This is a genomic window from Halobaculum sp. D14 (assembly GCF_051195135.1).
GTDB lineage: Archaea > Halobacteriota > Halobacteria > Halobacteriales > Haloferacaceae > JBNTKA01.
Window position 1 is genome coordinate 552,152 of record NZ_JBNTKA010000002.1, and the last position, 21,408, is coordinate 573,559.

The following is a 21,408-nucleotide window of genomic DNA, read 5'->3' on the forward strand; positions in this document are numbered from 1 at the left end:
GTCAATGGTCCGCTGAAATGGTAGGGCAGGCGCTCATCGTGGACGACTCGGCGTTTCAGCGGACGCTGCTCCGCGACATCCTCTCGGCGGAGTTCGAGGTGGTCGGAGAGGCGGAGAACGGCGCGGAGGCGGTCGAACTGTTCGAGGCGGAGCAGCCCGGGCTCGTCACGATGGACATCGTGATGCCGGAGATGACGGGCATCGAGGCGACCGCGGAGATAAAATCGCAAGACCCCGAGGCGACGGTCGTGATGTGCACCAGCGTCGACCAGGAGGAGAAGATGAAACGCGCGGTGCACGCCGGCGCCGACGGCTACGTCACCAAGCCGCTCGACGAAGCGAAGGTCACCGCCGAACTGGAGTCGGTGCTGGACTCGTACTGAGCCGACCCGGAGCGTTCGAGCCGGTTCTCGTTCGGCCGCCTCGTTCACCGAGTGTCCCGCCGTCCGTCACTTTCACTTTCACTCCGCTAGGCCGACGTACAAGTCACTGCACGGGAACGTAGAGGTATGAGCGCGACCGTCACTCCCGACCGCGTGGCCGTTGAGAGCCCGACCCGAGCGAGCATCGACGTCACCGACGCGAGCGCCGGCGAAATCCGGGCGTTCGCGCGGCGTAACGACTGCGCGGTGCACTTCGAGCGCCGCGCCGGCCGGACGTTCCTCGTCGCCGTCGCGGAACCGTAACGAACCCGGGTGGACCGGCCGCCGGCTGCCGATTCGGTCCGGGCACTCCGATTCGGGTACTCGGCTTGGTTACTCCGGCCCGGCTACTCCTCCCTGGCTACTCCTCCCCGGCTACTCCGGGATGGTTTCCGGCGCTTCGTGGGTCGCGTCCTCGGGGTCTTCGACGACCTCCATGCCGCGGTTGTTCACCGCGTACGGGTCCAGTCCGACCTCCTCCATGAACTGCTTGTAGAGTCGCTCGGCCGTCTCGCCGTCCTTCTGCTTGTCCGACGCGCGGTCACAGAGCTTCACGAGGTCCTCCGGGACGTCGTTGGTGTGGACGATCCAGTGGTTGATGAGGTCCGACAGCCGCCGGATGGGCGACGTGAAGTGGCCGTAGATGTCGAAGTTCAGCGCGTGGTGGCCGCCGAACGGGTCGTTCATGTACTTCGCGCGCGGCATCACCTTCAGCACGGCGCGCTGAATCTTGTTGAGCGCGCGCCCCGGCGCCTCCTCCAGCGCGGCGTTGACGGCCTTCCGCGGGTCGTCCCACGACGACCCCGGGATGGAGACGCCTTCGGTCTCCTGGATTTCGCGGAGCGCGTCGTTCCACTGGTCCGGCGTCGGCTGCGGGTGGACGCGGTACATCGCCTCGACGCCGCGGTTCCACATCAGTTCGTGCGTCACGGCCTTGTTCGCCTTCAGCATGCACTCCTCGATGATGGTGTGCGCGCGGTCCCGGCTCGGATTCAACACGAGCGAACCGTCCGCCTTGCGCTGTTCGTGCATCTGGTCGGCGAGGTCGTACGCCAGCGACGCCTCCTCGTGCAGCGGCAGCGACTCGTCGTCGAGCCGGTTTTCGCACTCGGAGTAGGTGAGCCGCTCGTCGGAGTTGATGACGGACTTGTAGATGTCGAGCTCCTCGAACCCGAGGTTCTCCTTGTCGAGCCGCATCTCGACGGTGTGCGCCAGCCGGTCCTCGTTCGGGACGAGCGAACACACCGTCTCGGCGAGCGTCGGCGGCAGCATGTGGATGGTGTACCCCGGCAGGTACACCGTGTTGCCGCGCTGTACCGCCTCCGCCCACATCTCCGAGTCCGGGTGGACGTAGTGGGACACGTCGGCGATGTGGACCCAGAGGTGGTACTCGTCGTCGGTCTCCCGGATGGAGATGGCGTCGTCGAAGTCCTGTGCGTCCGCCGGGTCGGTCGTCCACGTCGTCAGGTCGCGGAGGTCTTCGCGCTCGTCGACCTCGTCTCGAATCTCCTGCTGGACGTCCTCGGTGCGGGCCTCCGCCTCCCGCCGAACCGCCGGCGGGAACTCGTCTCGAATCTCGAACTCCTCGAACAGCTCCTCGCGTTTGTCCTCGAGGTGCCGGGCGAGTTCCTCGGTAATCTTCACGGGACCCTGCGCTTCCGCGGTTCCCGCCTCGGCTTGATCGCTCATACCGGGTACTAGCGGGAGAGACAAAAAGGCGTATCGGGGCGGCGGCGCCGAAACGGCGGAATCCCGCGCTCGTTCCGCCTTCGCTCCGGCGTCAGTCGTCCCCTCGTGTTGCTCCGACGTCAGTTTCGGGTCCGGCGTCGGTCGGGGGTCAGTTCCGCCGCCGGTCTCCGGCGTCCGAGTCGTCGTCGGCGGAGCCGTCGCGGGCGGCGGCCGCGTCGAGATACGCGTCCACGAACTCCGCCTGGGAGGCCGCGTCGCCGGCGGCGTCGGCGGCGTCGACCAGCAGCGCCTCCAGGTCGCCGCGCGGCTGGTGGCACAGCTCGCGGTGGCACGCCTTGCAGAGATACTCGAACTCCTTGCCGGCACGCTCCCACCGGTCGCCCTCCTTGTCGTACTCGCGGGCGTCGTCGCGGGCGACAGACTCCCCGCAGGCGATGCAGACCACCGACTCCCCGTCCTGTCCGCGGGAGCCAAGCATGCGCGACGCTGCGGCGGCCGACGACTTAGCAGTTTCCGTGACCAGCCTCCACCACCCTACCGCCCAATCGCCCCAACCGCCGGCGCCGGGCGACCCCCGTGGCTACGCCGTAGCCAACTGTCGCGGTCGACGGCTGAGTCAGCCGTCTTCGCGGAGCCCGGGCGTCGGCGGGACGCCGCGTTTATGCTCGGAGGAGCGGTGGAGTTCGGCGAGTCGCTCGACGGTGTCGCGGTCGGCGTCACAGCGGTCGGCGGCCGCCGCCGGCGTGCAGCCGTCGTCGACGAGCGCGCGCAACACCGGGTCGATGACGTCGTACGTCGCGCCGAGTTCGTCCGCGTCGGTCTGCCCCTCCCAGAGCTCCGCGCTCGGCGTCTTCTCGGCGAACCGGTCGAGCCCGAGGTGGCGCGCGAGGTCGAACACCTCGGTCTTGTACAGGTCGCCGAGCGGCCGGACGTCGACGCCGCCATCGCCGTACTTCGTGAAGTAGCCGAGCAGCCACTCCGAGCGGTTGTCGGGGCCGCAGACCAGCAGGTCGCGCTCGTTCGCGACGGCGTACTCCAGCACCATCCGGATGCGCGCCCGGACGTTACCGACGGTCAGCGTGTCGAGGTCGCCGGGGAGCGCCGCCGTCACCGACTCGACGCTGTCGGCGATGTGCGCGTCCACGTGGTCGACGCCGTAGTCCGCACAGAGGTCGCGGGCGTCACGGGTGTTCTCGGGGTCGCTCGGCTCGCCGGGGAGCGTCGCGCCGACGACGCGGTCGGCGCCGACGGCCTCGACTGCGAGGTGGAGCGCGACGGCGGAGTCGAGCCCGCCGCTGACGCCGACGACGTAGCCGTCCGCGCCGGCGTCGCCGAGCCGCGCTTCGAGAAACGCCTCGATTCGCGGCGCCGCGTCCGCAGGGTCGATTCGAGTCACGGTCGACGGTTCGGCCGCCGCCGAGAAAACCGTCGGGGTGCGCGGCGACCCCGGCGTTCAGCCGGGGTCGGTGCCGGCGGAGCCGTCGGCGGCGTCATCCGCGTGGCTTTCGGCCGTGTCGTCGCCAGCGTGGTTGTCGACCGCGTCGTTTTCGGCGTCGCTGTCCGGCTCGCCGTCCGGGGCGGTGCGGCGGATGACGTCGACGTGCTCTGCGACGAGCGCCCGGCAGCACTCCGGGACCAGGTCGCGCCACGGCTCGCCGGCGCGGATGCGTCGCCGAATCTCGGTGCCGGAGTAGCGGTCGGGCGCGTGCATCGCCTGCTCGACGACCCGGACGTCGGTGTGCGCCCGGAGGATGCGCCGAACCGCGGGGTTGCCGGAGACGACGACGTCGGCCTCCGTCAGGTCGCGCAGCCGAGTCGCCCACGACCGGTGCCCCGGCGCGCCCCGCGCTTCGTCCGGCACCGCGACCACCGGGAGTTCCGGGTGGCACGACCGGAGGAGGTCGCGTCGCTCCCGCTCGGACAGCGGATTCTGCGGCGTCCGGGACCGCTCCGGGCTCCCGAGCGCGACGACGACGTCGTCGTAGCGGTCCGCCGTCCACTTGACGGCGCGGTGGTGGCCCTCGTGGAACGGCTGGAACCGCCCGAGGAACGCGGCGCGAGTCACGGCTCCGGGGTCGGACGGCTGCGACAAGTGTGTTCGGTTCCCGACGGCGTCCGGGACCGGCTCGGACCGCTCGTGCTCGGGCCCGGGTCGAGTGGCGGCTCCGGGCGGTGTCGCGGCGGAGCGGACGATTTATCCTTCGGACGCGCGGAGCGTGCGTATGGAAGTGAAGTCCCGTCACCACCTTCGCAGCGACGCCGTCTCGGAGATCCGCGAGACGCTCGCGGACCGGCTCGGCGTCGACCTGGACGGCGACAGCTTCGAGCTGGTCGAACTCGCCGACTCGCCGTTCGACCTCGTGCTCGTCGACGGCGACCCGGACGTCCTCTACTACGAGGACGAGCCGTTCGTCACGGTCCGCGGCGCGAACGCCCACCCGCCCGAGCGCGGCGTCGTCACCGTCGACGCCGGCGCGGTGTCGTTCGTCTCCGACGGCGCCGACGTCATGCGGCCCGGCATCACCGAAGCCGACGACTCCATCGACGAAGGCGACCTCGTCGTCGTCGCCGAGGAGACGCACGGGAAAGCGCTCGGCGTCGGCCGCGCGCTCGTCGACGGCGAGGAGATGACCGGCGACTCCGGGAAGGTCGTGACGTCGCTCCACCACGTCGGCGACGACCTCTACGAGTTCTCCGTCTGACCGGCGCTACTCCGCGCCGGCCCCGTTCTCGCCGCCTTCACCTGCGCCGGATTCGTCGGCGTCGCCGTCGTCGCTGTCGTCGCTGTCGTCGCCGTCGTCGCTGTCTTCGTCGTACTGCTCCAGCACGATTTCCTGGCCGCGTTTCGCCTCCTCGTACGTCTCCCGGAGGTCCGCGACCGGCGTCTCGGTGGCGTCGACGCGGAGGTCGTCGTAGTACGGGTCGAACTCGCGGTCTTCGGTGGTCCTGACTTTGAGCGCGGCGGACTGCACCGGGAGTTCCTCGCGTTTGTCTCCGCCCTCCTCGTGGCCGGCTTCGAGCGCGTCGACGAGCCGTTCGGCGAGCGGGGCGTCGCCGAAGGCGTCCGACTCGTAGGCGTTCGCGACGGCGTCGACGACGGCTTCGCCGGTGAGCAGGTTCCCGGCGACCGTGTAGTTCTCGCCGCTGACGTGCCCGAACCAGCCCTGACACTCCTCGCCGGAGAACGTGAACGTTCCGTCGGCGTCGACGCCGTGTAACTGGCGCTGCTCGGCGCCGTCGTCGGCGTGCAACAGCGCCTCCAGCGCGTCCTCGACGGCCAGCCCGTCGTCGATGTACTCGATGCCCTTCCGCCCGAGGTCGACGTTGACGAGCGACTGCGTCGCCACCGCCCCGTTCTCAGACGCGAACGGGCACAGCGTCCCGACCCCCGGCAGCCGCGTCGTGACCGCCACGCCGAACCGCGTGTGCCGGTCCCCGTCGTCGTCGGTGTACTCCTCGCGGACACAGATGCTGAACGTCACGCCCCGAACGAGGGGCGGCGACCCGCAAAAACTCGGGGGTCCCGGCACGACGGCGCCGCGACTCGCTCGGCTGTCCGCCGACGGTCGCCGGGTCCGCGCGCGGTGCGTCGCCGGACGCCGTCGGTGCGTCGGCGGCGAACACTGAACACTGAAGAACGGGGGCGCGCAAGTGTTGCCCGTAGATGATTCCGCCTATCGCGAGCCGGTTCGTCGCGGGGGAGACGTCGGCGTCGGCGTTCGAACACGCCCGCGCGGCGAACGACGACGGGGTGTCCGTCATCTTGAATCTGCTCGGTGAGCACTACGACGACCGCGCGGACGCCGACGCCGACGCGGCCGCCTACGAGCAGCTCGTCGCCGACATCGCCGACACGGACCTCGACGCCTGCGTCTCCGTGAAGCCCTCCCAGCTCGGCCTCGACGTCGGCGACGACGCGTTCAGGGCGAACTTCCGCCGGGTCGTCGAGGCGGGCCGGGAGCACGGCGTCTTCGTCTGGTGTGACATGGAGGACGCGACGACGACCGACGTGACGCTCGACGCCTTCGAGACGCTCGCCCGGGAGTTCGACGGCGGCGTCGGCCAGTGCGTCCAGGCGAACCTCCGGCGCACCCGCGACGACCTCGACCGGCTCGTCGACGTCCCCGGGAAAATCCGGCTGGTGAAGGGCGCCTACGAGGAGGACAGCGACGTCGCCTACACCGACAAAGCCGACGTGAACGAGGCGTTCCGGGACGACCTCGAACTCCTGTTCCGCAAGCGGGACGACGGCGTCGCGGTCGGCAGCCACGACCCGGCGATGATCAGCTACGCGAAGGAGCTGCACGACGAGTACGGCACCGGCTTCGAGGTGCAGATGCTGATGGGCGTCCGCCCGGACGCCCAGCGCGAACTCGCCGCCGAGGGCTACGACGTCTGGCAGTACGCGCCGTACGGCGACAAGTGGCTGTCGTACTTCTACCGCCGCGTCCGCGAACGCAAGGAGAACGCGCTGTTCGCGCTCCGCGCCATCGCCGGCGTCTGAGCGGCCGACTCCGCGTCGCCGTCCTCGGCATCGTCGCCGTCGCTGTCGCCGCCGTCGTTGCCACCCTCGTCGTTACCACCGTCGCCCTGTCGACTGCCCAGTTCCGGGCCGGTGCGTGTGGAAGCGCTGATAACCCCTCGCCACGTGACGTGTAGTGAGAACCGAATGTCCACCTGGAAGCGCGACTTCGCGAGCGGGCTGGTGGTGGTGGTCCCGATACTCGTCATCCTCTTCGTCGCGAACTGGCTGTACGAGCAGCTCCTGAAGATTCCGTTCATCCCCCGCATCACCTACGAGAACCCGCCGTGGTGGCTCGCGCCGTGGATGGAGTTCCTGCAGGTGTTCCTCGCGGTCATCGTGTTCGTCCTGCTGGTGCTGTCCGTCGGCTACCTGATGCGGACGACGTCCGGCCGGTTCCTGGAGAGCTTCGTCGACGACACGGTGAACCGCGTCCCGGGGCTGCGCGTCGTCTACAACGCCTCGAAGCTCGCCGTCGAGACGGCGCTCACCGGCACCGGCGAACTCCAGAAGCCCGTGAAACTGGAGACGTGGCCGGGGATGCGGATGACGGCGTTCAAGACCGGGAAGACGACCGACGACGGCCGCGTCGTCGTGTTCATGCCGACCGCGCCGAACATCACCACCGGGTTCGTCATCGAGGTCGACCCGGAGAACGTCACCGAGACCGACGAACGCGTCGAGGAGGCGCTCACCCGCATCCTCTCGGCCGGCTTCGGCGAGGGCAGCGACAACGGCCCGGTCGACGTCTCCGACATCGCCGACTCCGCGGGCGCCGAGCGCGGCACCGCCGACGGCGACGGTGCCGGCGGCGACGGTGTCGGCGGCGATGGCGACGCCGACGCGGACCGGTAGCCGGGCCGGAACGAATCGGTGAAGTGGGGCGGCCGCGCCGAAGGAGGTATGGCCGACGACGAGTTCGACCCGCTGGACGAGCGGGCGATGGAACTGCTCGAAGCGTTCATCGACCGGCACGGCTTCCTCTCGTGGCTGAATCTCGAAGTGGTCGAGGTGGACAGCGGCCGCGTCGTCCTGACGGTGCCGTACGACGACAAGCTCGTGAACCCCGGGTCGCCCGTCGGCTCGATTCACGGCGGCATCGCGGCGACGCTCATCGACACCGCGTCCGGGTTCGCGCTCCGGTCGACGTTCGACGACCCGTCGACCGGGTCGCTCGCGACCACCGACCTGAACGTCACGTATCTCCGGCCGGCCACCGCCGACCTCCGCGTCGAGGCCGAGGTGCTCCGCACCGGCGGCACGATGGGCTACACCGACACCATCGTCTCCAGCGTCGCGCCGGACGGCGAGGAGAAAACCGTCGCCACCGGCCGCACGTCGTTCCGGCTGTTCCCCGACCGGTAGGCCGGCCGCCGCTCGGCGCTTGACTGGCCTGTGCGCCGGGGCGGGCGGCCCTTTTTTGCCGGCGCGCGTCGAACCGCCGGTCGAATGAGTCGAGAGGAGCGCGTCGCGTACGAACCGGTGAGCGTGAAGGCGGTGCTGTCGGAGATGAAAGACACCGCGGAGCTGCTCATCGACCTGTCGTACTCGGCGGTGCTCCACGGCAGCGACGACCTCGCCGCGGAGGTGCTCGAACTCGAATCCCGGATGGACGTGCTGCAGCTGCAGGCGCGGATGAGCGTCATGATGGCGGCGCGGAGCCCCGAGGACGCCGAGGAGCTCGCGCCGGTGCTCGGCGTCATCGGCGCCGCAGAGAAGGTTTCGAACGCCGCCGGCGACATCGCGAAGATCGTCCTGGAGGACATCGGCCTGCCGAACGCGATGCGGGCGGCGCTCCCGGAGGCGGTGGAGACGCTGGTCCGCGCGACGCTCGACGACGACTCGCCGTACGTCGGCGAGACGCTGCAGGAGATCAACATGGAGACCGAGACGGGCGTCCGCGTCATCGCGGTGCGGCGCGACCGCGCGTCCGGCAAGGAGTCGTGGATCACGAACCCGGGGCCGGACACGACGCTGCGGGCCGGCGACTCGCTGCTGCTGCGCGGCGTCGAAGACGGCCTTCGGACGGTGTACGAGGCGGCGACCGGCGAGCCGTACGAGCCGCCGTCGCCGCCGGAGGCCGCCATCGACGACCTCGAACGCGCCGTCGACTCCATCGTCCTCATGAAGAACATGAGCGAACTCGCCGTCGACCTCGCGTACGGCGCCGTCCTGTTCAACAGCGAGGGCGTCGCCGAGGAGGTCGTCGAACTGGAGGCCGAGGTCGACGCGCTGCAGTCGCGGTTCGAGGCGTGGACGCTGCGCGCCGCGGGCCGCGTCGACGACCCGGTGCAGCTCCGCGGGCTCGTCCACCTCGCCTCCGCGACCGAAGTCATCAGCGACGCGGCGCTCGAAATCAGCGAGGGCGTGCTGCGCGGCCTCGACGCCCACCCGGTGGTCGCGGAGGCCGTCGAGGAGTCCGACGAAATCATCGTCCGGCTCACCGTCCGGCCCGGGTCGCGGCTCGCGGACGCGACGCTCGCCGAGCGGACCGTGAAAACCGAGACCGGGATGCGCGTCATCGCGGTGCGCCGCCCGGGCGACGACGAGCGGGAGGGCGAGTGGGTCGTCTCGCCGAGCGCGGAGACCGAGCTGCACGCCGGCGACGTCATCATCGCGAAGGGGACGCGCGCCGGCGCCGAGCGGCTGGCGACGCTCGCCGGCACCGATCGGGAGTTCGAACAGTAGCGACGCGGCGCCGAGGCGCGCTGCTGCCGGCGGCTTACTGCGTGCGGCGGTCCTCCCGGACGAGGCCGACGGCCGAGCGGAGCGCGAGCAGCGTCGTCACGAGCAGCGCCGTCGTCGCGGCGAGCACGAACGCGAGCAGCAGGAAGTAGCCCTCCGCGCCGAGTACCGGGTAGTCGCGGGTGCCGACGAACGGGCCGAGCAGTTCGAACACCCGGACGAGGTACGTCGCCGCGGCGAGCAGGACGCCGGTGGCGACGCCGACGGCGACGTTCCGGCGGAGCGACAGGGCGTCGGCGAGGCCGTCTGCGGGCGGACGCTCCGGGCGCTCGTCGGTCGCCGCGGGGTCGGCGCCGTGGTCGTCTCGGCTCACGGGCCCTCTTGCCGGCGCACCGTGAAATCCCCGTCGAAGCGACCCTCGTGACAGCGAACCTACCAGTCCTGCGAAATTAACCGGTTCAGCGGCAGAAATATCCGGTTCAGTTATGTGTTCGCGGCCGAACCAGCGCACCCGGCCATGCCAGCAAGTGACACGGACGGTGTCGACGACCGAGACAGCGAGGAGCCGCCCCGGAGCCCCGAGTCGTCCGTTCGGCTCCTCTACGTGGAGAGCGACGACGAGTTCGCCGCGCTCGTCGCCACGTACCTCGGTCGGTACCGGCCGCGCGTCACGGTCGACCGGGTGAGGACCCCCGAAGCGGCGATGGCTGCGCTCCGCGACGACGGCGACAGCGACAACGGTGACGTCGGCGACGACGGCGGAGACGACGCCGACGGCGGGGTCGACTGCGTGGTGACGGACCACCGGCCGCCGGCGCTCGACGGCGTCGCGCTCTGCCGGCGCGTCCACCGCGTCGACGAGTCGCTGCCGGTCCTGCTCCTCACCGGGGAGCCGACCGGTTCCGTCGACGAGCCGGCCGCTCAGGCCGGTGCGTCGGCCGTCCTCTACAAGCGCGCCGGGCTGGACACGCTGGACCGACTCGCGGACCGCGTGGTCGACGCGGCGGCCGCCGATAGCGACGCGGCGCCGGTCACCGGCGAGCAGGTCACCGGCGACGACGCGACCGTCGGCAGGCGCGACAGCGATGAACGCGGCGACTCCGGCGGAGCGGACGCGGGCGCCGTGGACCCGACGCACGTCACGGAGGCCGACAGCGACGCCGCCCCGGGGAGCGAGTAGCGCGCCGAGAACCGCGCACGCGGGAGCCGGCGGCGGAGCGGCGACCGCGACCGCGGGTCAGCCCGCCGGCTCGAACTCCTTCCCGCGGAGCAGGAAGTAGCCGACGCCGACGAGTCCGACCGCGGACGCGACGCCGAAGGCGAGCGCCGGCCGGACGCCGTACAGCCACCCGCCGATGACGCCGCTCGGGATGACGACGACGTTTCTGAGCAGGTAGTACGCGCCGGTGACGCGGCCGCCGCTCCCCGCCTCGGCGGGGCCGACGATGAGCGCCTTGTGCGCCGGCAGCCCGGCGAACCGGAGCCCGGAGAACGCGAACAGCGCCGTGAGCACCGTCGGCGCCGATAGCCGGACCGCGCCGACCAGCGGGAGCGCGGCGTCGACGCCGTCGGTCGGCGCGGAGATGAGCAGCGCCGGGAAGACGGCGTAGACGGCGAAGCCGAACGCGACGACCGGCTTCAGGCCGACGCGCTCGCTGAGCCGCGCGACCGGCGCCATCGTGACCAGCGCCACCGCCATCTCCACGGCGAGCAGCACGCCGAGGAACGACGCCGGCGGGAGCCGCCCGACCACGGGCAGCGTGACGCCGACGCCGAAGTAGTTGACGACGACGAGCGAGAAGAACGCGTAGACGGCGCCGTTGGCGAACCGGACGAGCGTGTCGGCGACCAGCAGCGGCCGGAGCGGCTCGGGCAGCCGACGGAGGTCCTCGCGGAGCGTCTCGACGCCGGCGAAGGACTTCCCGATGCTGTCGCCGCTGGCGTCGTACAGGACGTGCTGGGCGACGGTGCCGACGAGTCCGGCGCCGGCCGCCACGAGCAGCAACACGCGGAAGCCCGCCTCGAAGGCGTAGGCGGCCAGCACCGCGGCGGCGAGCAGCGGGCCGAGCAGGAACGCCGTCCGCCGGAACGTCTCCGTGGCGGCGAACCCGGCGGCGAGCCGCGACGGCTCCACGGACTGTTTCACGACCGCGAACGTCGCGCCGAGCCCGAACGACTTCCACGCCTGCGAGAGAAACAGGCCGGCGAACAGCAGCAGCACGGCGAGCGACGTCGGGCCGACGGCGACGCCCTGCAGGTCGCCGGCGGCGTACCAGACGAGGAAGCCGAGCGTCGACGCCAGCCCGAACAGCGTGAGCGCCGACCGCGAGCCGATGCGGTCGGAGACGGCGCCGCCCGGATACGGAAACACCGCGGAGATGAGGTCGCCGACGCTCTTGAACAGGCCGACCGCGAGGCTGCCGGCGCCGAGCGCCTCCAGGTACACCGGCATGTACCGGCCGGTCGTCTGGAAGCCGAGGCTGAACGCGAACATCGCGAGCGACAACACCAGCACGTCGCCGGGGAGCGCGGCGAACCGACGGAACGGTTCGAGCGGCGACGGCCGGCCGCCGCTCGACGAGTCGTCGCCGCCGGTCGCCGCGCCGTCCGTCATCGTCGTCTCGGTTCGTCGGCACCCACATAACGCCTCGGGTGCCCCGGGCGGTCGCGGCCGCGGGGCGGTCCGGCTGCTCGACGGCCACGGTCGCTGACTCGTCCCGCAGTCCTGGGCCGCCGCGGCCAGCCAGGACGGCGCGCTCCGACCGCGGCGGACGGCCGGCGACGCAAGAATCACCGGCGTCTCGGAGCCGCTGCGGAAGGCGGCGGAACCTGAAGGACTTTATCTTCGGCGTCGTATCCGGTCGTATGGGTCTGTTCGACCGGCTGCGCGGAGACGACAATCCGCGGGTCGCGTTCGTCGGTATCGACGGCGTGCCGTATTCGTTGCTCTCGGAGCACCCCGAGGAGTTCCCGAACTTCGCCGCGCTCGCCGAGGAGGGGGCGAGCGGCGAAATCGACTCCATCGTCCCCCCGGAGTCGTCGGCGTGCTGGCCGGCGCTCACCACCGGCGTCAACCCCGGCGAAACCGGGGTGTACGGCTTTCAGGACCGCGAAGTCGGGTCGTACGACACGTACGTCCCGATGGGTCGGGACGTGCAGGCGACGCGGGTCTGGGACCGGGTCACCGAAGAGGGGCTGGACGCCACCGTCCTGAACGTCCCGGTGACGTTCCCGCCGCAGCGGAACGTCCAGCGGATGGTGTCCGGGTTCCTCTCGCCGAGCGTGGAGAAGGCGGCGTACCCCGACGAGCTCCGCGAGTACCTCGAATCCATCGACTACCTGCTCGACGCGAACCCGAAACTCGGCCACAAAGACGACAAGTCCGAGTTCCTCGAACACGCGCACAAGACGCTCGACCGGCGGTACGAGGCGTTCAGCCACTACGTCGAGGAGGACGACTGGGACCTGTTCTTCGGCGTGTTCATGACGACCGACCGCGTCAACCACTTCCTGTACAAAGACTACGCCGAAGACGGCGAGTACCGCGAGGAGTTCATCGACTTCTACCGCTCGGTCGACGAGTACATCGGGAAGCTCCGCGAGCAGCTCGCCGACGACGTGACGCTCGTCGTCGCCTCCGACCACGGCTTCACGTCGCTCGACTACGAGGTCGAGTTCAACGCGTGGCTGCAGGAGGAAGGCTGGCTGTCGTTCGAGGACGACGACCACGAGAAGCTCGACGACATCGCCGAGGAGACGCGGGCGTACTCGCTGATTCCGGGCCGCTTCTACCTCAACCTCGAGGGCCGCGAGCCGCGCGGAAGCGTCCCGCAGGAGGAGTACGAGTCGACGCGCGACGAACTGAAGGCGGCGCTCGAACGGCTCGAAGGGCCGAACGGCGAACCGGTCGCCGACCGCGTCGTCGAAAAGGAGGAGGCGTTCCGCGGCGAACACGACGACATCGCGCCCGACCTCGTCGTCATCCCGAACGACGGCTTCGACCTGAAATCGAAGTTCAAGCCGCACGACGACGGCGTCTTCTCCGCCGGGCCGCGCAACGGGATGCACAGCTTCGACGACGCGACGCTGTACGTCGACGACCCCGAGGCGACCGTCACCGACGCGGACCTGCTCGACATCTCGCCGACCATCCTCGAACTCATGGGCATCGACTACGCCCGCACCGAGTTCGACGGCGCGTCGCTGCTGTAACCGCCGGGGCGTCGACCGGCGCCGTTCTCTCGGCTCCGTCGCCGTTCGACGGGGCTACCCGAAGTTCTCGACTTTCGTCTCGCCGTCGAAGCCGGCGTCCGTCAGCGCCGCGGTCGCGTCGTCGACGAACTCGGCGAAGCCGTAGACGAACGCGGTTTCGCCGTCGACCCCGGTGACCGCGTCGGCGACGGCGTCGTCGACGTCGTCGGCGGTGACGACCACCGAGCCGCCGCGGTCGCGGACACGGTCGAGCCGGTCGGTGTGGGCGGGCGCGTCCGACTGGTACACCACGGCGGCCTCGTTGCCGGCGTCGAGCGCGGCCTCCGCGATCGCGACCGCCGGCCCGATGCCGGGGCCGCCGGCGAGCACCACGGCGCGCGGTTCGCCCTCGTAGTAGTCCTCGCCGAACGGCCCCGAGACGTCGACGGTGTCGCCGGGTTCGAGGTCGGCGAGGGAGGCCGCGAACTCCCCGCCGTCCAGTCCGACGGTCGTCTCGAACGAGCCGTCCGTGTCCGGCGACGACACCGTGTAGAAGCGCGACTCCGATTCGCCGCCGACGTCGGCGGTGAGCCGGACGAACTGCCCGGGCTTGGCGTCGAACTCGTCGGGCGAGTCGAACGTCACTGCGACCGTGTCGGGGCCGACCGATTCGACCGACTGAACCGTGACCGTAGCGTCCATGCCGCGTCGTTGGCGGGGCGGGTACGGGAAGGTGTCGGAACTGGCCGGTCCATCGGCCAGCGACTCGGGGCCGGTTGACCCGTCTCGGCTCGGCCCGGCGAACCAGCGTCGCTGCGTCTCTCTACGTCGGCGCGTGCCTCGCGCGCCCGCGCTTTGGACAACAGTCGTCCCGGACGTCGACAGCCGTCGTTATCTCCGTTCCGAACGGCCGAAACACCGACTTTCGACTACGAACGGTCACTTACAATCCGAAACAACTGTCTTTATTTGTCATTTATCGACTATCTTGCGCTATTTTCGTTCAAACAGTAACACTGCGGTGGCTCCCCCTTTCAGAAGGCTTTTCCTCCGACCGTGGAAAGAGCCGACTAGTATGCCAGCGGACTTCAACTGGGCCATCGGCGGGGAAGCCGGCGATGGCATCGACTCGACCGGGAAGATCTTCGCGCAGGCGCTCTCCCGAGCGGGTCGACACGTGTTCACCTCGAAGGACTTCGCGTCTCGGATCCGCGGCGGCTACACAGCCTACAAGGTCCGGACGGCCGTGGACCGTGTCGACTCGGTCGTCGACCGCCTCGACGTGCTGATCGCACTGACGCCGCGGACCATCGAGGAGAACCTCGACGAGCTCCACGACGACTCCGTCATCATCTACGACGGCGAACGCACCACGATGGAGGACGTGGAGATTCCGGGCGAAATCACGGGGCTCAACGTCCCGCTGAAGCGGCTCGCCGAGGACGCCGGCGGCGCCATCATGGCGAACGTCGTCGCGCTCGGCGCGGCCTGCGAGGTGTCGGACTTCCCCGTGGAGAACCTCGACTCCGCGCTGAAAAAGCGGTTCGGCGACAAGGGGCAGGCGCTCGTCGACAACAACAAGGAGGCCGCACGGAACGGCATCGAGTACGTCCAAGAGGAGTACGCCGACGAGGAGTTCCCGTACGAACTGGAGACGACCGACGCCGACTACGTCCTGTTGAACGGCGACGAAGCCATCGGGATGGGCGCCATCGCCGCCGGCTGTAAGTTCTACGCCGGCTACCCGATCACACCCGCGACCGACGTGATGACGTACCTGAAGGGCCGCATCGAGGAGTTCGGCGGCCACGTCGTGCAGGCGGAGGACGAACTCGCCGCTATCAACCTCGCGCTCGGCGGCGCCCGCGCCGGCGCCCGCGCGATGACCGCGACGTCTGGCCCCGGCATCGACCTGATGACGGAGACGTTCGGGCTGGTCGCGACCTCGGAGACGCCGCTGGTCATCTGCGACGTGATGCGCTCGGGGCCGTCCACCGGGATGCCGACGAAACAGGAGCAGGGCGACCTCAACATGCTGCTGTACGGCGGCCACGGCGAGATTCCGCGGTTCGTGCTCGCGCCGACCACCGTCGCGGAGTGCTTCTGGAAGACCGTCGAGGCGTTCAACCTCGCCGAGAAGTACCAGACGCCGGTGTTCCTGGCGTCCGACCTCGCGATGGCGGTCACCGAACAGACGTTCGAGCCGGACGCGTTCGACATGGACGACGTCGAAATCGACCGCGGGAACGTCGTCGACGCGGAGGGCGTCGCCGAACACCAGACCGACAAGGGACAGTTCAAGCCGCACGAGCTCACCGACGACGGCGTCAGTCCGCGGGCCTTCCCGGGGACGACCGGCGGCGCGCACATGTCCACCGGTCTCGAACACGACGAGCTCGGCCGCCGCACCGAAGACACCGACATGCGCATCGAGCAGGTCGACAAGCGGAACCGGAAGGTCGAGACGGCGAAGGAGCGCGAGGACTTCTCGCCGCGCGAGTTCGGGAACCCGGACTCCGACACGCTCGTCGTCACGTGGGGGTCGAACGAGGGGACGCTCGTCGAGGCGCTCGACTTCCTCGAAGAGGACGGCATCGACGTCCGCGTGCTGTCGTGTCCGTACATCTTCCCGCGGCCCGACCTCACCGAGGAGTTCGAGGCCGCAGACGACGTCATCGTCGTGGAGTGTAACGCGAACGGGCAGTTCGCGGACGTGCTCGAACACGACACGCTCCAGCGCGTGAAGCGGGTGAACAAGTACAACGGCGTGCAGTTCAAGGCGGACGAGCTCGCAGCCGACATCAAGGAGACTCTGGAGGCGTAACAATGAGTTCACAGGTCAAATTCACGGACTTCAAGTCCGACAAGCAGCCGACGTGGTGCCCCGGATGTGGGGACTTCGGGACGATGAACGGGATGATGAAGGCGCTCGCCGAAACCGGGAACGACCCGGACAACACGTTCGTCGTCGCCGGCATCGGCTGCTCCGGCAAGATCGGGACGTACATGCACAGCTACGCCATCCACGGCGTCCACGGCCGCGCGCTGCCGGTCGGCGCGGGCGTCAAGATGGCGAACCCGGACCTCGAAGTGATGGTCGCCGGCGGCGACGGCGACGGCTACTCCATCGGCGCGGGCCACTTCGTCCACGCCGTCCGGCGGAACGTCGACATGAGCTACGTCGTCATGGACAACCGCATCTACGGGCTCACGAAGGGGCAGGCGTCCCCGACGAGCCGCGAGGACTTCGAGACGGCGACGACGCCGGAAGGCCCGAAGCAGCCGCCGGTCAATCCGCTGGCGCTGGCGCTCGCGTCCGGCGCGACGTTCATCGCGCAGTCGTTCAGCAGCGACGCGCTCCGCCACCAGGAGATCGTGCAGAAAGCCATCGAACACGACGGCTTCGGCTTCGTGAACGTGTTCTCGCCGTGCGTCACGTTCAACGACGTCGACACCTACGACTACTTCCGCGACTCGCTGGTCGACCTGAAGGAGACGGACTACGACCCGACCGACCGCGACGCCGCGAAGGACAAAGTGATGGACGCCGACAAGGAGTACATGGGCGTCCTCTACCAGGACGAAGAGTCCGTGCCGTACGAGGAGAGCCACGGCCTCGACGACGACATGAGCGACATCGACGAGGACGGCGCCCCCGAGGGCGCCATGGACCTGGTCCGCGAGTTCTACTGACGACCGCTCCCGACCCGGCTCTTCTCCTCCCCTCTTTCTCCTTCCCTCTCCGCTCTCTTCCGGCCGACCCGCGGTCTCTCGCTTCGGAGCCGCGAGCGGCGGCGTCGACGCCGCGTCTCTCCGGGCCGACTGCTCACCGCTCTCTGACGACGACGAACTCGGCGAGGTCGCGGAGGTAGCCGCGGGCGTCGGAGTCGTCGAGCCCGGTGGTTTCGAGCGCTTCGAGCGCCATGTCCGCCTGGTCGTGCGCGCGCTGGTTCGCCTCCTCGGGCGTCAGGTCGGTCACCTGTAGCAGCGACGGCCGGTCGACGGCTTCGTCCTGCCCGGTCGGCTTCCCCAGTTCGGCGGGGTCGGCGACGGCGTCGAGGACGTCGTCGCGAATCTGGAAGGCGACGCCGACGCGCTCGGCGTACTCGCCGAACGACTCGACGGCGAACGGGTCGGCGTCGGCCGCCACCGCGCCGAGTTCGGCGGCCGCCCGGAACAGCGCCCCGGTCTTCCGGCGCGCCAGCTCCATGTACTCGGCTTCGTTCGTCGGCCGCGCCACCAGCTCCGTGGCTTCGCCTTCGCCGAGCTCCACCATCGATTCGGCGACGACCTGCATGGCGCGTTCGTCCGACGAGAACAGCGCGAACGCCTCGCCGAGCAGGCCGTCGGAGGCGATGATGGCGGGGCCGTAGCCGAACTCGGCCCAGGCGCTCGGGGTGCCGCGGCGGACCGCCGACCGGTCGATGATGTCGTCGACGACGAGCGACGCGTTGTGGACGAGTTCGACGCCGACGGCGAAGTCGACCGCGTCCGCCGTGTCGCCGCCCGCGGCTTCGCAGGTGAGCAGCGTCACGGTCGGGCGGACGCGCTTCCCGCCGGCGAGTGCGACGTGGCCGAGCTCCTCGGCGAGCCGGTCCGGCTCGACCGCCTCGGTCACCTCCGTCAGGCGGTCGTTCACCATCGCAACCCGGCGCTCCAGGTACTCCATTACACCCGCGTCGGGCCGGGGGACGCAAGAGCGTACCGGATGCGAGTTACGCGCTGGCGCGTCCGCTCACTCGAACTGCTCGATGAGCGCCGGCACGACGTCGAACAGGTCGCCGACGACGCCGTAGTCCGCGATGTCGAAAATCGGGGCGTTCGGGTCGGTGTTGATGGCGATGATGGTGTCGGCGCCCTTCATGCCGGCGACGTGCTGGACGGCGCCGGAGATGCCGATGGCGAGGTAGACGTCGGGCGTCACCTGCTTGCCGGACTGGCCGACCTGGCGGTTCTTCGGGAGCCAGCCGTTGTCGACGATGGGGCGGGAGGAGGACAGCGTCGCGCCGGTGACGTCGACGAGTTCGCGGATGAGGTCGAGGTTCTCTTCCTCTTCGATGCCGCGGCCGATGGAGACGAGGAACTCCGCGTCGGCGATGTCGACGTCGCCGGCGCCGACCTCCTCGAAGCCAGTGACGGTCGTCCGGACCGCGTCGTCGTCGACGGCGACGTCGAACGGCTCGACGTCGACGTCGGCGGCGGTCTCGGCTGCGCCCCACTCGCCGCCGCGGACCGTGACGGCGAACCGGTCGGCGTCCACCTCGACCGTCGTCTCGACTTTCGAGCCGTACATCTCGCGGGTGGCTTCCAGCCGGTCGCCGTACGCGAGGTCGACGGCGTCGGTGACGAGCGGCAGGTCGAGCGCGTTCGCGACCGCCGGCGCGTAGTCGAGGCCGTTCACGGAGTTCGGCAGCAGCAGCGCCGCCGGGTCGAGTTCCTCGTGCAGCGCCTCGACGACCTGCGCGTAGACGTCGTGGTTGAACTCCTCTCCCTCCGCGACCGTGTGGACCGTGTCGACGCCGTCGAGCCGGAGCATCTCCGCGAAGCCGTCGACGTCGCCGGAGATGACGGCGACGTGGAGGTCGCCGCCCAGGCCGTCCGCGAGTTCGCGGCCGGCGGTCACCAGCTCGAAGCTGACGTCGCGGAGGTCGCCGCGTCGGTGTTCGGCGACCGCGAGCACGTCGCTCATTCGGACACCACCCCTGTCTGCCGCAGCACGTCAGCGAGCTGTGCTGCTTGCTCGTCGGCGTCCCCGTCGAAGAACGTCGCCTCCGACTCGGTCTCCGGTTCGTACATCGCGGTCCGAGTGATGGGGGAGTCGACCGTGGCGGCGTCGAGGCCGAGGTCCGCGAGCGTCTTCGTCGCGATTTCCTTCGACTGCGCCTGCCGGATGCCGCGGAGGCTCGCGTACCGCGGCTCGTTCAGCCCGGTCTGAATCGTCAGCACCGCCGGCAGCTCCACGTCGGTGAGCTCCTCGACGCCGCCCTCCAGTTCGCGGTGGACGTGCGCGACCGAGAAGTCGGATTCGACGTCGAGTTGGTTGACGACGGCGGCCCACGCGTCGCCGACCTCCTCGGCGAGCGAGACGCCGGTCGCGCCGAACCCGTCGTCGTTCGCCTGCACGCCGGTGAGCACGAGGTCGGGGTCCTCCTCGTCGACGACGGCGGCGAGCAGCCGCGTCTTGGCGGCGACGTCGAGGTCGGCGCCGGCGACGTCGTCGTCCCAGATTCGGATCGCGCGGTCGACGCCCTTCGCGAGCGCCATCCGGATGGTCTCCTCCGACCGCTCCGGGCCGATGGTGGCGGAGACGACTTCGACGTCGTCGTTCGCCTCCCCGAGCTGGACGGCCGCCTCGATGGCGTAGTCGTCCCACTCGTTCAGGTCGTACTCGAGGTACTGCTCTCCGACGTCGAGCCCGTCGATTTCGAAGTCGTCGGCCGCCTCCGCGACCTCCTTCACCGTGACGAGGATTTTCATCGGGCAGAACTTGCCGCCGTCCGGGGTAAATAGTTTCGGAACCGCGGGGACGCGGCCGGTTCGCGCCGCGGGCGGGTCACTCCTCGTCGTCGCCGCCGGCGCCTTCGTCCCCATCGTCGCCGCCGGCGTCGAACTCCGGCAGCGAAATCAGGTTCTCGCGGCCGAGCCGGAGCTTCTCGACGCGGTCTTCGTCGGCCATCGACGAGAGCAACTGGGACACCTTCGCGTCCGACCAGCCGGTCTCGCTGACGATGGCCGCCTGCCGCATCCGACCGCCGTTCCGTTCGAGGAGCCGTTCGACGCGCTCCTCGTCCGAGAGCAGCTCCAGGTCCTCGACCGATTCGTCGCCGTCGGCCGCCGCCCCCGGCTCGGTTTCGGCCTCCTCGGCGCCGCGCGATTCGGGAGCCGTCTCCGGCGGCGGAGCGGTCGCTCCGTCAGCCGACTCCGACGTCGCGCTCGCGGGTACCGACCGCTCCGGCGCGGCGTCGCGCTCCCCGTCGCGCGACCGGCGGACGAGCAGGTAGATGACGGCGCCGAGCAGCAGCAGCGTCACCGCCCCGAGGCCGTACTCGACGAGCGAGAAGCCGGGCGGTCCGACGGACGCCGCCTCGAACGTCACGGGGAACTCGTCGCGGCTGAACGTCTCCGGCCCCTCCACGACGACGCGCTGATTCGAGAGCCGCCACACCGACGTGTCGGGGACGTAGCCGTCGGGCGGAACGATGACGAGCCGCTGGTCCGCCGTCAGCGACGGCATCCACGTCCCGTTCTCCGGGGTGGTGAAGGCGTCACCGACGACGAGCGTCCCGTTCCCCTGGGTCGTCGCGAAGTTCGTCCACGTGAACCGGAGCCGCAGGACGCCGAGCGACGCCGGCGCGCCGGTCGCGTTCTGCGTCACCGTCGCGTTGTACTGGACGTTCCGCACCGTCATCTGGCGGCCGGTGGCGTTCTCGGCGAGCGCCGCGGCGTTCCGGAAGACCTCGACCGACGGCCCGGAGGGCGCGCCGCCGGACGCGTAGTCGTCGGCGTACGCCCGGAACGCCGCGCGGGAGGCGCTGTCGGTCAGATTGAACCTGGCGGTGACGGTCCAGCGCGCGTCGTGGTTCGACCGAATCGACACCGTGAACGTCGTCTTCGGGTCCGCGAACGCCGCGATATCCGCGGGCGCCGCCCCGATGTCCGCGACTCCGGCCGACGGACCGACGTCGGCGGTCGCCGGTGCGGCGGCCGGGGACGAACCCGCCGCGACGCCGACGCTGGCGGCCGGAGCCAAGAGGGAGAGGGCGGCGAGGAGGAGGGCCACGTGCCGCATCGTCAAACGAGTGACCGCGACCCGGCAAAACGCTTTCCATCGGCCTGTCCGCTGTCCGACGTGAATTCCGGGCCGCCGCGAGCGCGTCGGCGAACCGCCCGCCGCCGGAC

23 protein-coding genes are annotated in these 21,408 nt (G+C 70.2%); 11 read left to right on the top strand and 12 right to left on the bottom strand.

Going from position 1 to position 21,408, the window contains the following annotated elements:
• Positions 1-17: 17 nt before the first annotated feature.
• Positions 18-383 carry a response regulator gene (locus ACQUST_RS08610; protein ID WP_435127339.1) on the top strand — a complete coding sequence of 122 codons (366 nt, stop codon included), beginning with the start codon at positions 18-20 and terminating at the stop codon, positions 381-383.
• A gap of 126 nt (positions 384-509) precedes the next feature.
• Entirely contained in the window at positions 510-686 is a 177-nt protein-coding gene (locus tag ACQUST_RS08615; RefSeq protein WP_435127341.1) for a hypothetical protein, read from the top strand.
• A 111-nt stretch (positions 687-797) separates the two neighbouring features.
• Here ACQUST_RS08615 and ACQUST_RS08620 read toward each other — a convergent pair whose 3' ends face one another.
• From ACQUST_RS08620 to ACQUST_RS08635, 4 genes are all read right to left on the bottom strand, one after another.
• Positions 798-2,111, bottom strand: a complete 1,314-nt coding sequence (locus ACQUST_RS08620) for a ribonuclease catalytic domain-containing protein (RefSeq protein WP_435127343.1) — start codon at positions 2,109-2,111, stop codon at positions 798-800.
• A 148-nt stretch (positions 2,112-2,259) separates the two neighbouring features.
• On the bottom strand, positions 2,260-2,589 hold the full coding sequence (locus ACQUST_RS08625; RefSeq protein WP_435127345.1) for a DUF7562 family protein: 330 nt from the start codon (positions 2,587-2,589) through the stop codon (positions 2,260-2,262).
• A gap of 138 nt (positions 2,590-2,727) precedes the next feature.
• Positions 2,728-3,507 carry an NAD+ synthase gene (locus ACQUST_RS08630; protein WP_435127347.1) on the bottom strand — a complete coding sequence of 260 codons (780 nt, stop codon included), beginning with the start codon at positions 3,505-3,507 and terminating at the stop codon, positions 2,728-2,730.
• Between the two features lie 57 nt (positions 3,508-3,564).
• The gene (locus ACQUST_RS08635) at positions 3,565-4,176 is read right to left on the bottom strand and encodes an adenylyltransferase/cytidyltransferase family protein (protein ID WP_435127349.1); all 612 of its coding nucleotides are present in this window, start codon (positions 4,174-4,176) and stop codon (positions 3,565-3,567) included.
• A gap of 157 nt (positions 4,177-4,333) precedes the next feature.
• Between ACQUST_RS08635 and ACQUST_RS08640 the strand changes: the two genes are divergently transcribed.
• Positions 4,334-4,813, top strand: a complete 480-nt coding sequence (locus ACQUST_RS08640; RefSeq protein WP_435127351.1) for an RNA-binding protein — start codon at positions 4,334-4,336, stop codon at positions 4,811-4,813.
• 6 nt (positions 4,814-4,819) lie between these two features.
• Here ACQUST_RS08640 and ACQUST_RS08645 read toward each other — a convergent pair whose 3' ends face one another.
• Positions 4,820-5,593 (bottom strand): DUF1028 domain-containing protein, encoded by a 774-nt coding sequence (locus ACQUST_RS08645; RefSeq protein WP_435127352.1) that lies wholly within the window; start codon positions 5,591-5,593, stop codon positions 4,820-4,822.
• Between the two features lie 182 nt (positions 5,594-5,775).
• Between ACQUST_RS08645 and ACQUST_RS08650 the strand changes: the two genes are divergently transcribed.
• The 4 genes from ACQUST_RS08650 (at position 5,776) to ACQUST_RS08665 (ending at position 9,321) form a co-directional block, all read left to right on the top strand.
• Complete coding sequence (locus ACQUST_RS08650; RefSeq protein WP_435127354.1) at positions 5,776-6,615, top strand: proline dehydrogenase family protein; 840 nt, start codon at positions 5,776-5,778, stop codon at positions 6,613-6,615.
• A gap of 165 nt (positions 6,616-6,780) precedes the next feature.
• On the top strand, positions 6,781-7,488 hold the full coding sequence (locus ACQUST_RS08655; protein ID WP_435127356.1) for a DUF502 domain-containing protein: 708 nt from the start codon (positions 6,781-6,783) through the stop codon (positions 7,486-7,488).
• A gap of 48 nt (positions 7,489-7,536) precedes the next feature.
• Positions 7,537-7,998 carry a PaaI family thioesterase gene (locus ACQUST_RS08660; RefSeq protein ID WP_435127358.1) on the top strand — a complete coding sequence of 154 codons (462 nt, stop codon included), beginning with the start codon at positions 7,537-7,539 and terminating at the stop codon, positions 7,996-7,998.
• Between the two features lie 84 nt (positions 7,999-8,082).
• Complete coding sequence (locus ACQUST_RS08665; RefSeq protein WP_435127360.1) at positions 8,083-9,321, top strand: potassium channel family protein; 1,239 nt, start codon at positions 8,083-8,085, stop codon at positions 9,319-9,321.
• Between the two features lie 34 nt (positions 9,322-9,355).
• Here the strand turns inward: ACQUST_RS08665 and ACQUST_RS08670 are convergent, their stop codons facing one another.
• Positions 9,356-9,691: a DUF7536 family protein gene (locus ACQUST_RS08670; protein ID WP_435127362.1), complete on the bottom strand. Its 336-nt coding sequence runs from the start codon at positions 9,689-9,691 to the stop codon at positions 9,356-9,358.
• A gap of 144 nt (positions 9,692-9,835) precedes the next feature.
• Between ACQUST_RS08670 and ACQUST_RS08675 the strand changes: the two genes are divergently transcribed.
• Positions 9,836-10,498 (top strand): response regulator, encoded by a 663-nt coding sequence (locus tag ACQUST_RS08675; protein ID WP_435127364.1) that lies wholly within the window; start codon positions 9,836-9,838, stop codon positions 10,496-10,498.
• A 57-nt stretch (positions 10,499-10,555) separates the two neighbouring features.
• Here the strand turns inward: ACQUST_RS08675 and ACQUST_RS08680 are convergent, their stop codons facing one another.
• The gene (locus ACQUST_RS08680) at positions 10,556-11,932 is read right to left on the bottom strand and encodes an MFS transporter (protein ID WP_435127366.1); all 1,377 of its coding nucleotides are present in this window, start codon (positions 11,930-11,932) and stop codon (positions 10,556-10,558) included.
• Positions 11,933-12,183: 251 nt separating this feature from the next.
• On the opposite strand from ACQUST_RS08680, the gene ACQUST_RS08685 reads away from it, so the two are divergent.
• Entirely contained in the window at positions 12,184-13,530 is a 1,347-nt protein-coding gene (locus ACQUST_RS08685) for an alkaline phosphatase family protein (protein ID WP_435127368.1), read from the top strand.
• Between the two features lie 54 nt (positions 13,531-13,584).
• Here ACQUST_RS08685 and ACQUST_RS08690 read toward each other — a convergent pair whose 3' ends face one another.
• The gene (locus ACQUST_RS08690) at positions 13,585-14,211 is read right to left on the bottom strand and encodes an FAD-dependent oxidoreductase (protein WP_435127370.1); all 627 of its coding nucleotides are present in this window, start codon (positions 14,209-14,211) and stop codon (positions 13,585-13,587) included.
• Positions 14,212-14,584: 373 nt separating this feature from the next.
• On the opposite strand from ACQUST_RS08690, the gene ACQUST_RS08695 reads away from it, so the two are divergent.
• The gene (locus tag ACQUST_RS08695) at positions 14,585-16,333 is read left to right on the top strand and encodes a 2-oxoacid:acceptor oxidoreductase subunit alpha (RefSeq protein ID WP_435127372.1); all 1,749 of its coding nucleotides are present in this window, start codon (positions 14,585-14,587) and stop codon (positions 16,331-16,333) included.
• A 2-nt stretch (positions 16,334-16,335) separates the two neighbouring features.
• Positions 16,336-17,202, top strand: coding sequence for a 2-oxoacid:ferredoxin oxidoreductase subunit beta (locus ACQUST_RS08700; RefSeq protein ID WP_435127374.1), 867 nt, complete (start codon positions 16,336-16,338; stop codon positions 17,200-17,202).
• Positions 17,203-17,335: 133 nt separating this feature from the next.
• On the opposite strand, the gene ACQUST_RS08705 is transcribed toward ACQUST_RS08700, so the two are convergent.
• The 4 genes from ACQUST_RS08705 to ACQUST_RS08720 form a co-directional block, all read right to left on the bottom strand.
• Positions 17,336-18,178, bottom strand: coding sequence for a polyprenyl synthetase family protein (locus tag ACQUST_RS08705; RefSeq protein ID WP_435127376.1), 843 nt, complete (start codon positions 18,176-18,178; stop codon positions 17,336-17,338).
• Between the two features lie 66 nt (positions 18,179-18,244).
• On the bottom strand, positions 18,245-19,198 hold the full coding sequence (locus ACQUST_RS08710) for an electron transfer flavoprotein subunit alpha/FixB family protein (RefSeq protein WP_435127377.1): 954 nt from the start codon (positions 19,196-19,198) through the stop codon (positions 18,245-18,247).
• Positions 19,195-19,986 carry an electron transfer flavoprotein subunit beta/FixA family protein gene (locus ACQUST_RS08715; RefSeq protein WP_435127379.1) on the bottom strand — a complete coding sequence of 264 codons (792 nt, stop codon included), beginning with the start codon at positions 19,984-19,986 and terminating at the stop codon, positions 19,195-19,197. The genes ACQUST_RS08710 and ACQUST_RS08715 overlap by 4 nt, the downstream gene beginning before the upstream one ends.
• A gap of 76 nt (positions 19,987-20,062) precedes the next feature.
• Positions 20,063-21,298, bottom strand: coding sequence for a helix-turn-helix transcriptional regulator (locus ACQUST_RS08720; RefSeq protein ID WP_435127381.1), 1,236 nt, complete (start codon positions 21,296-21,298; stop codon positions 20,063-20,065).
• Between the last annotated feature and the right edge of the window lie 110 nt (positions 21,299-21,408).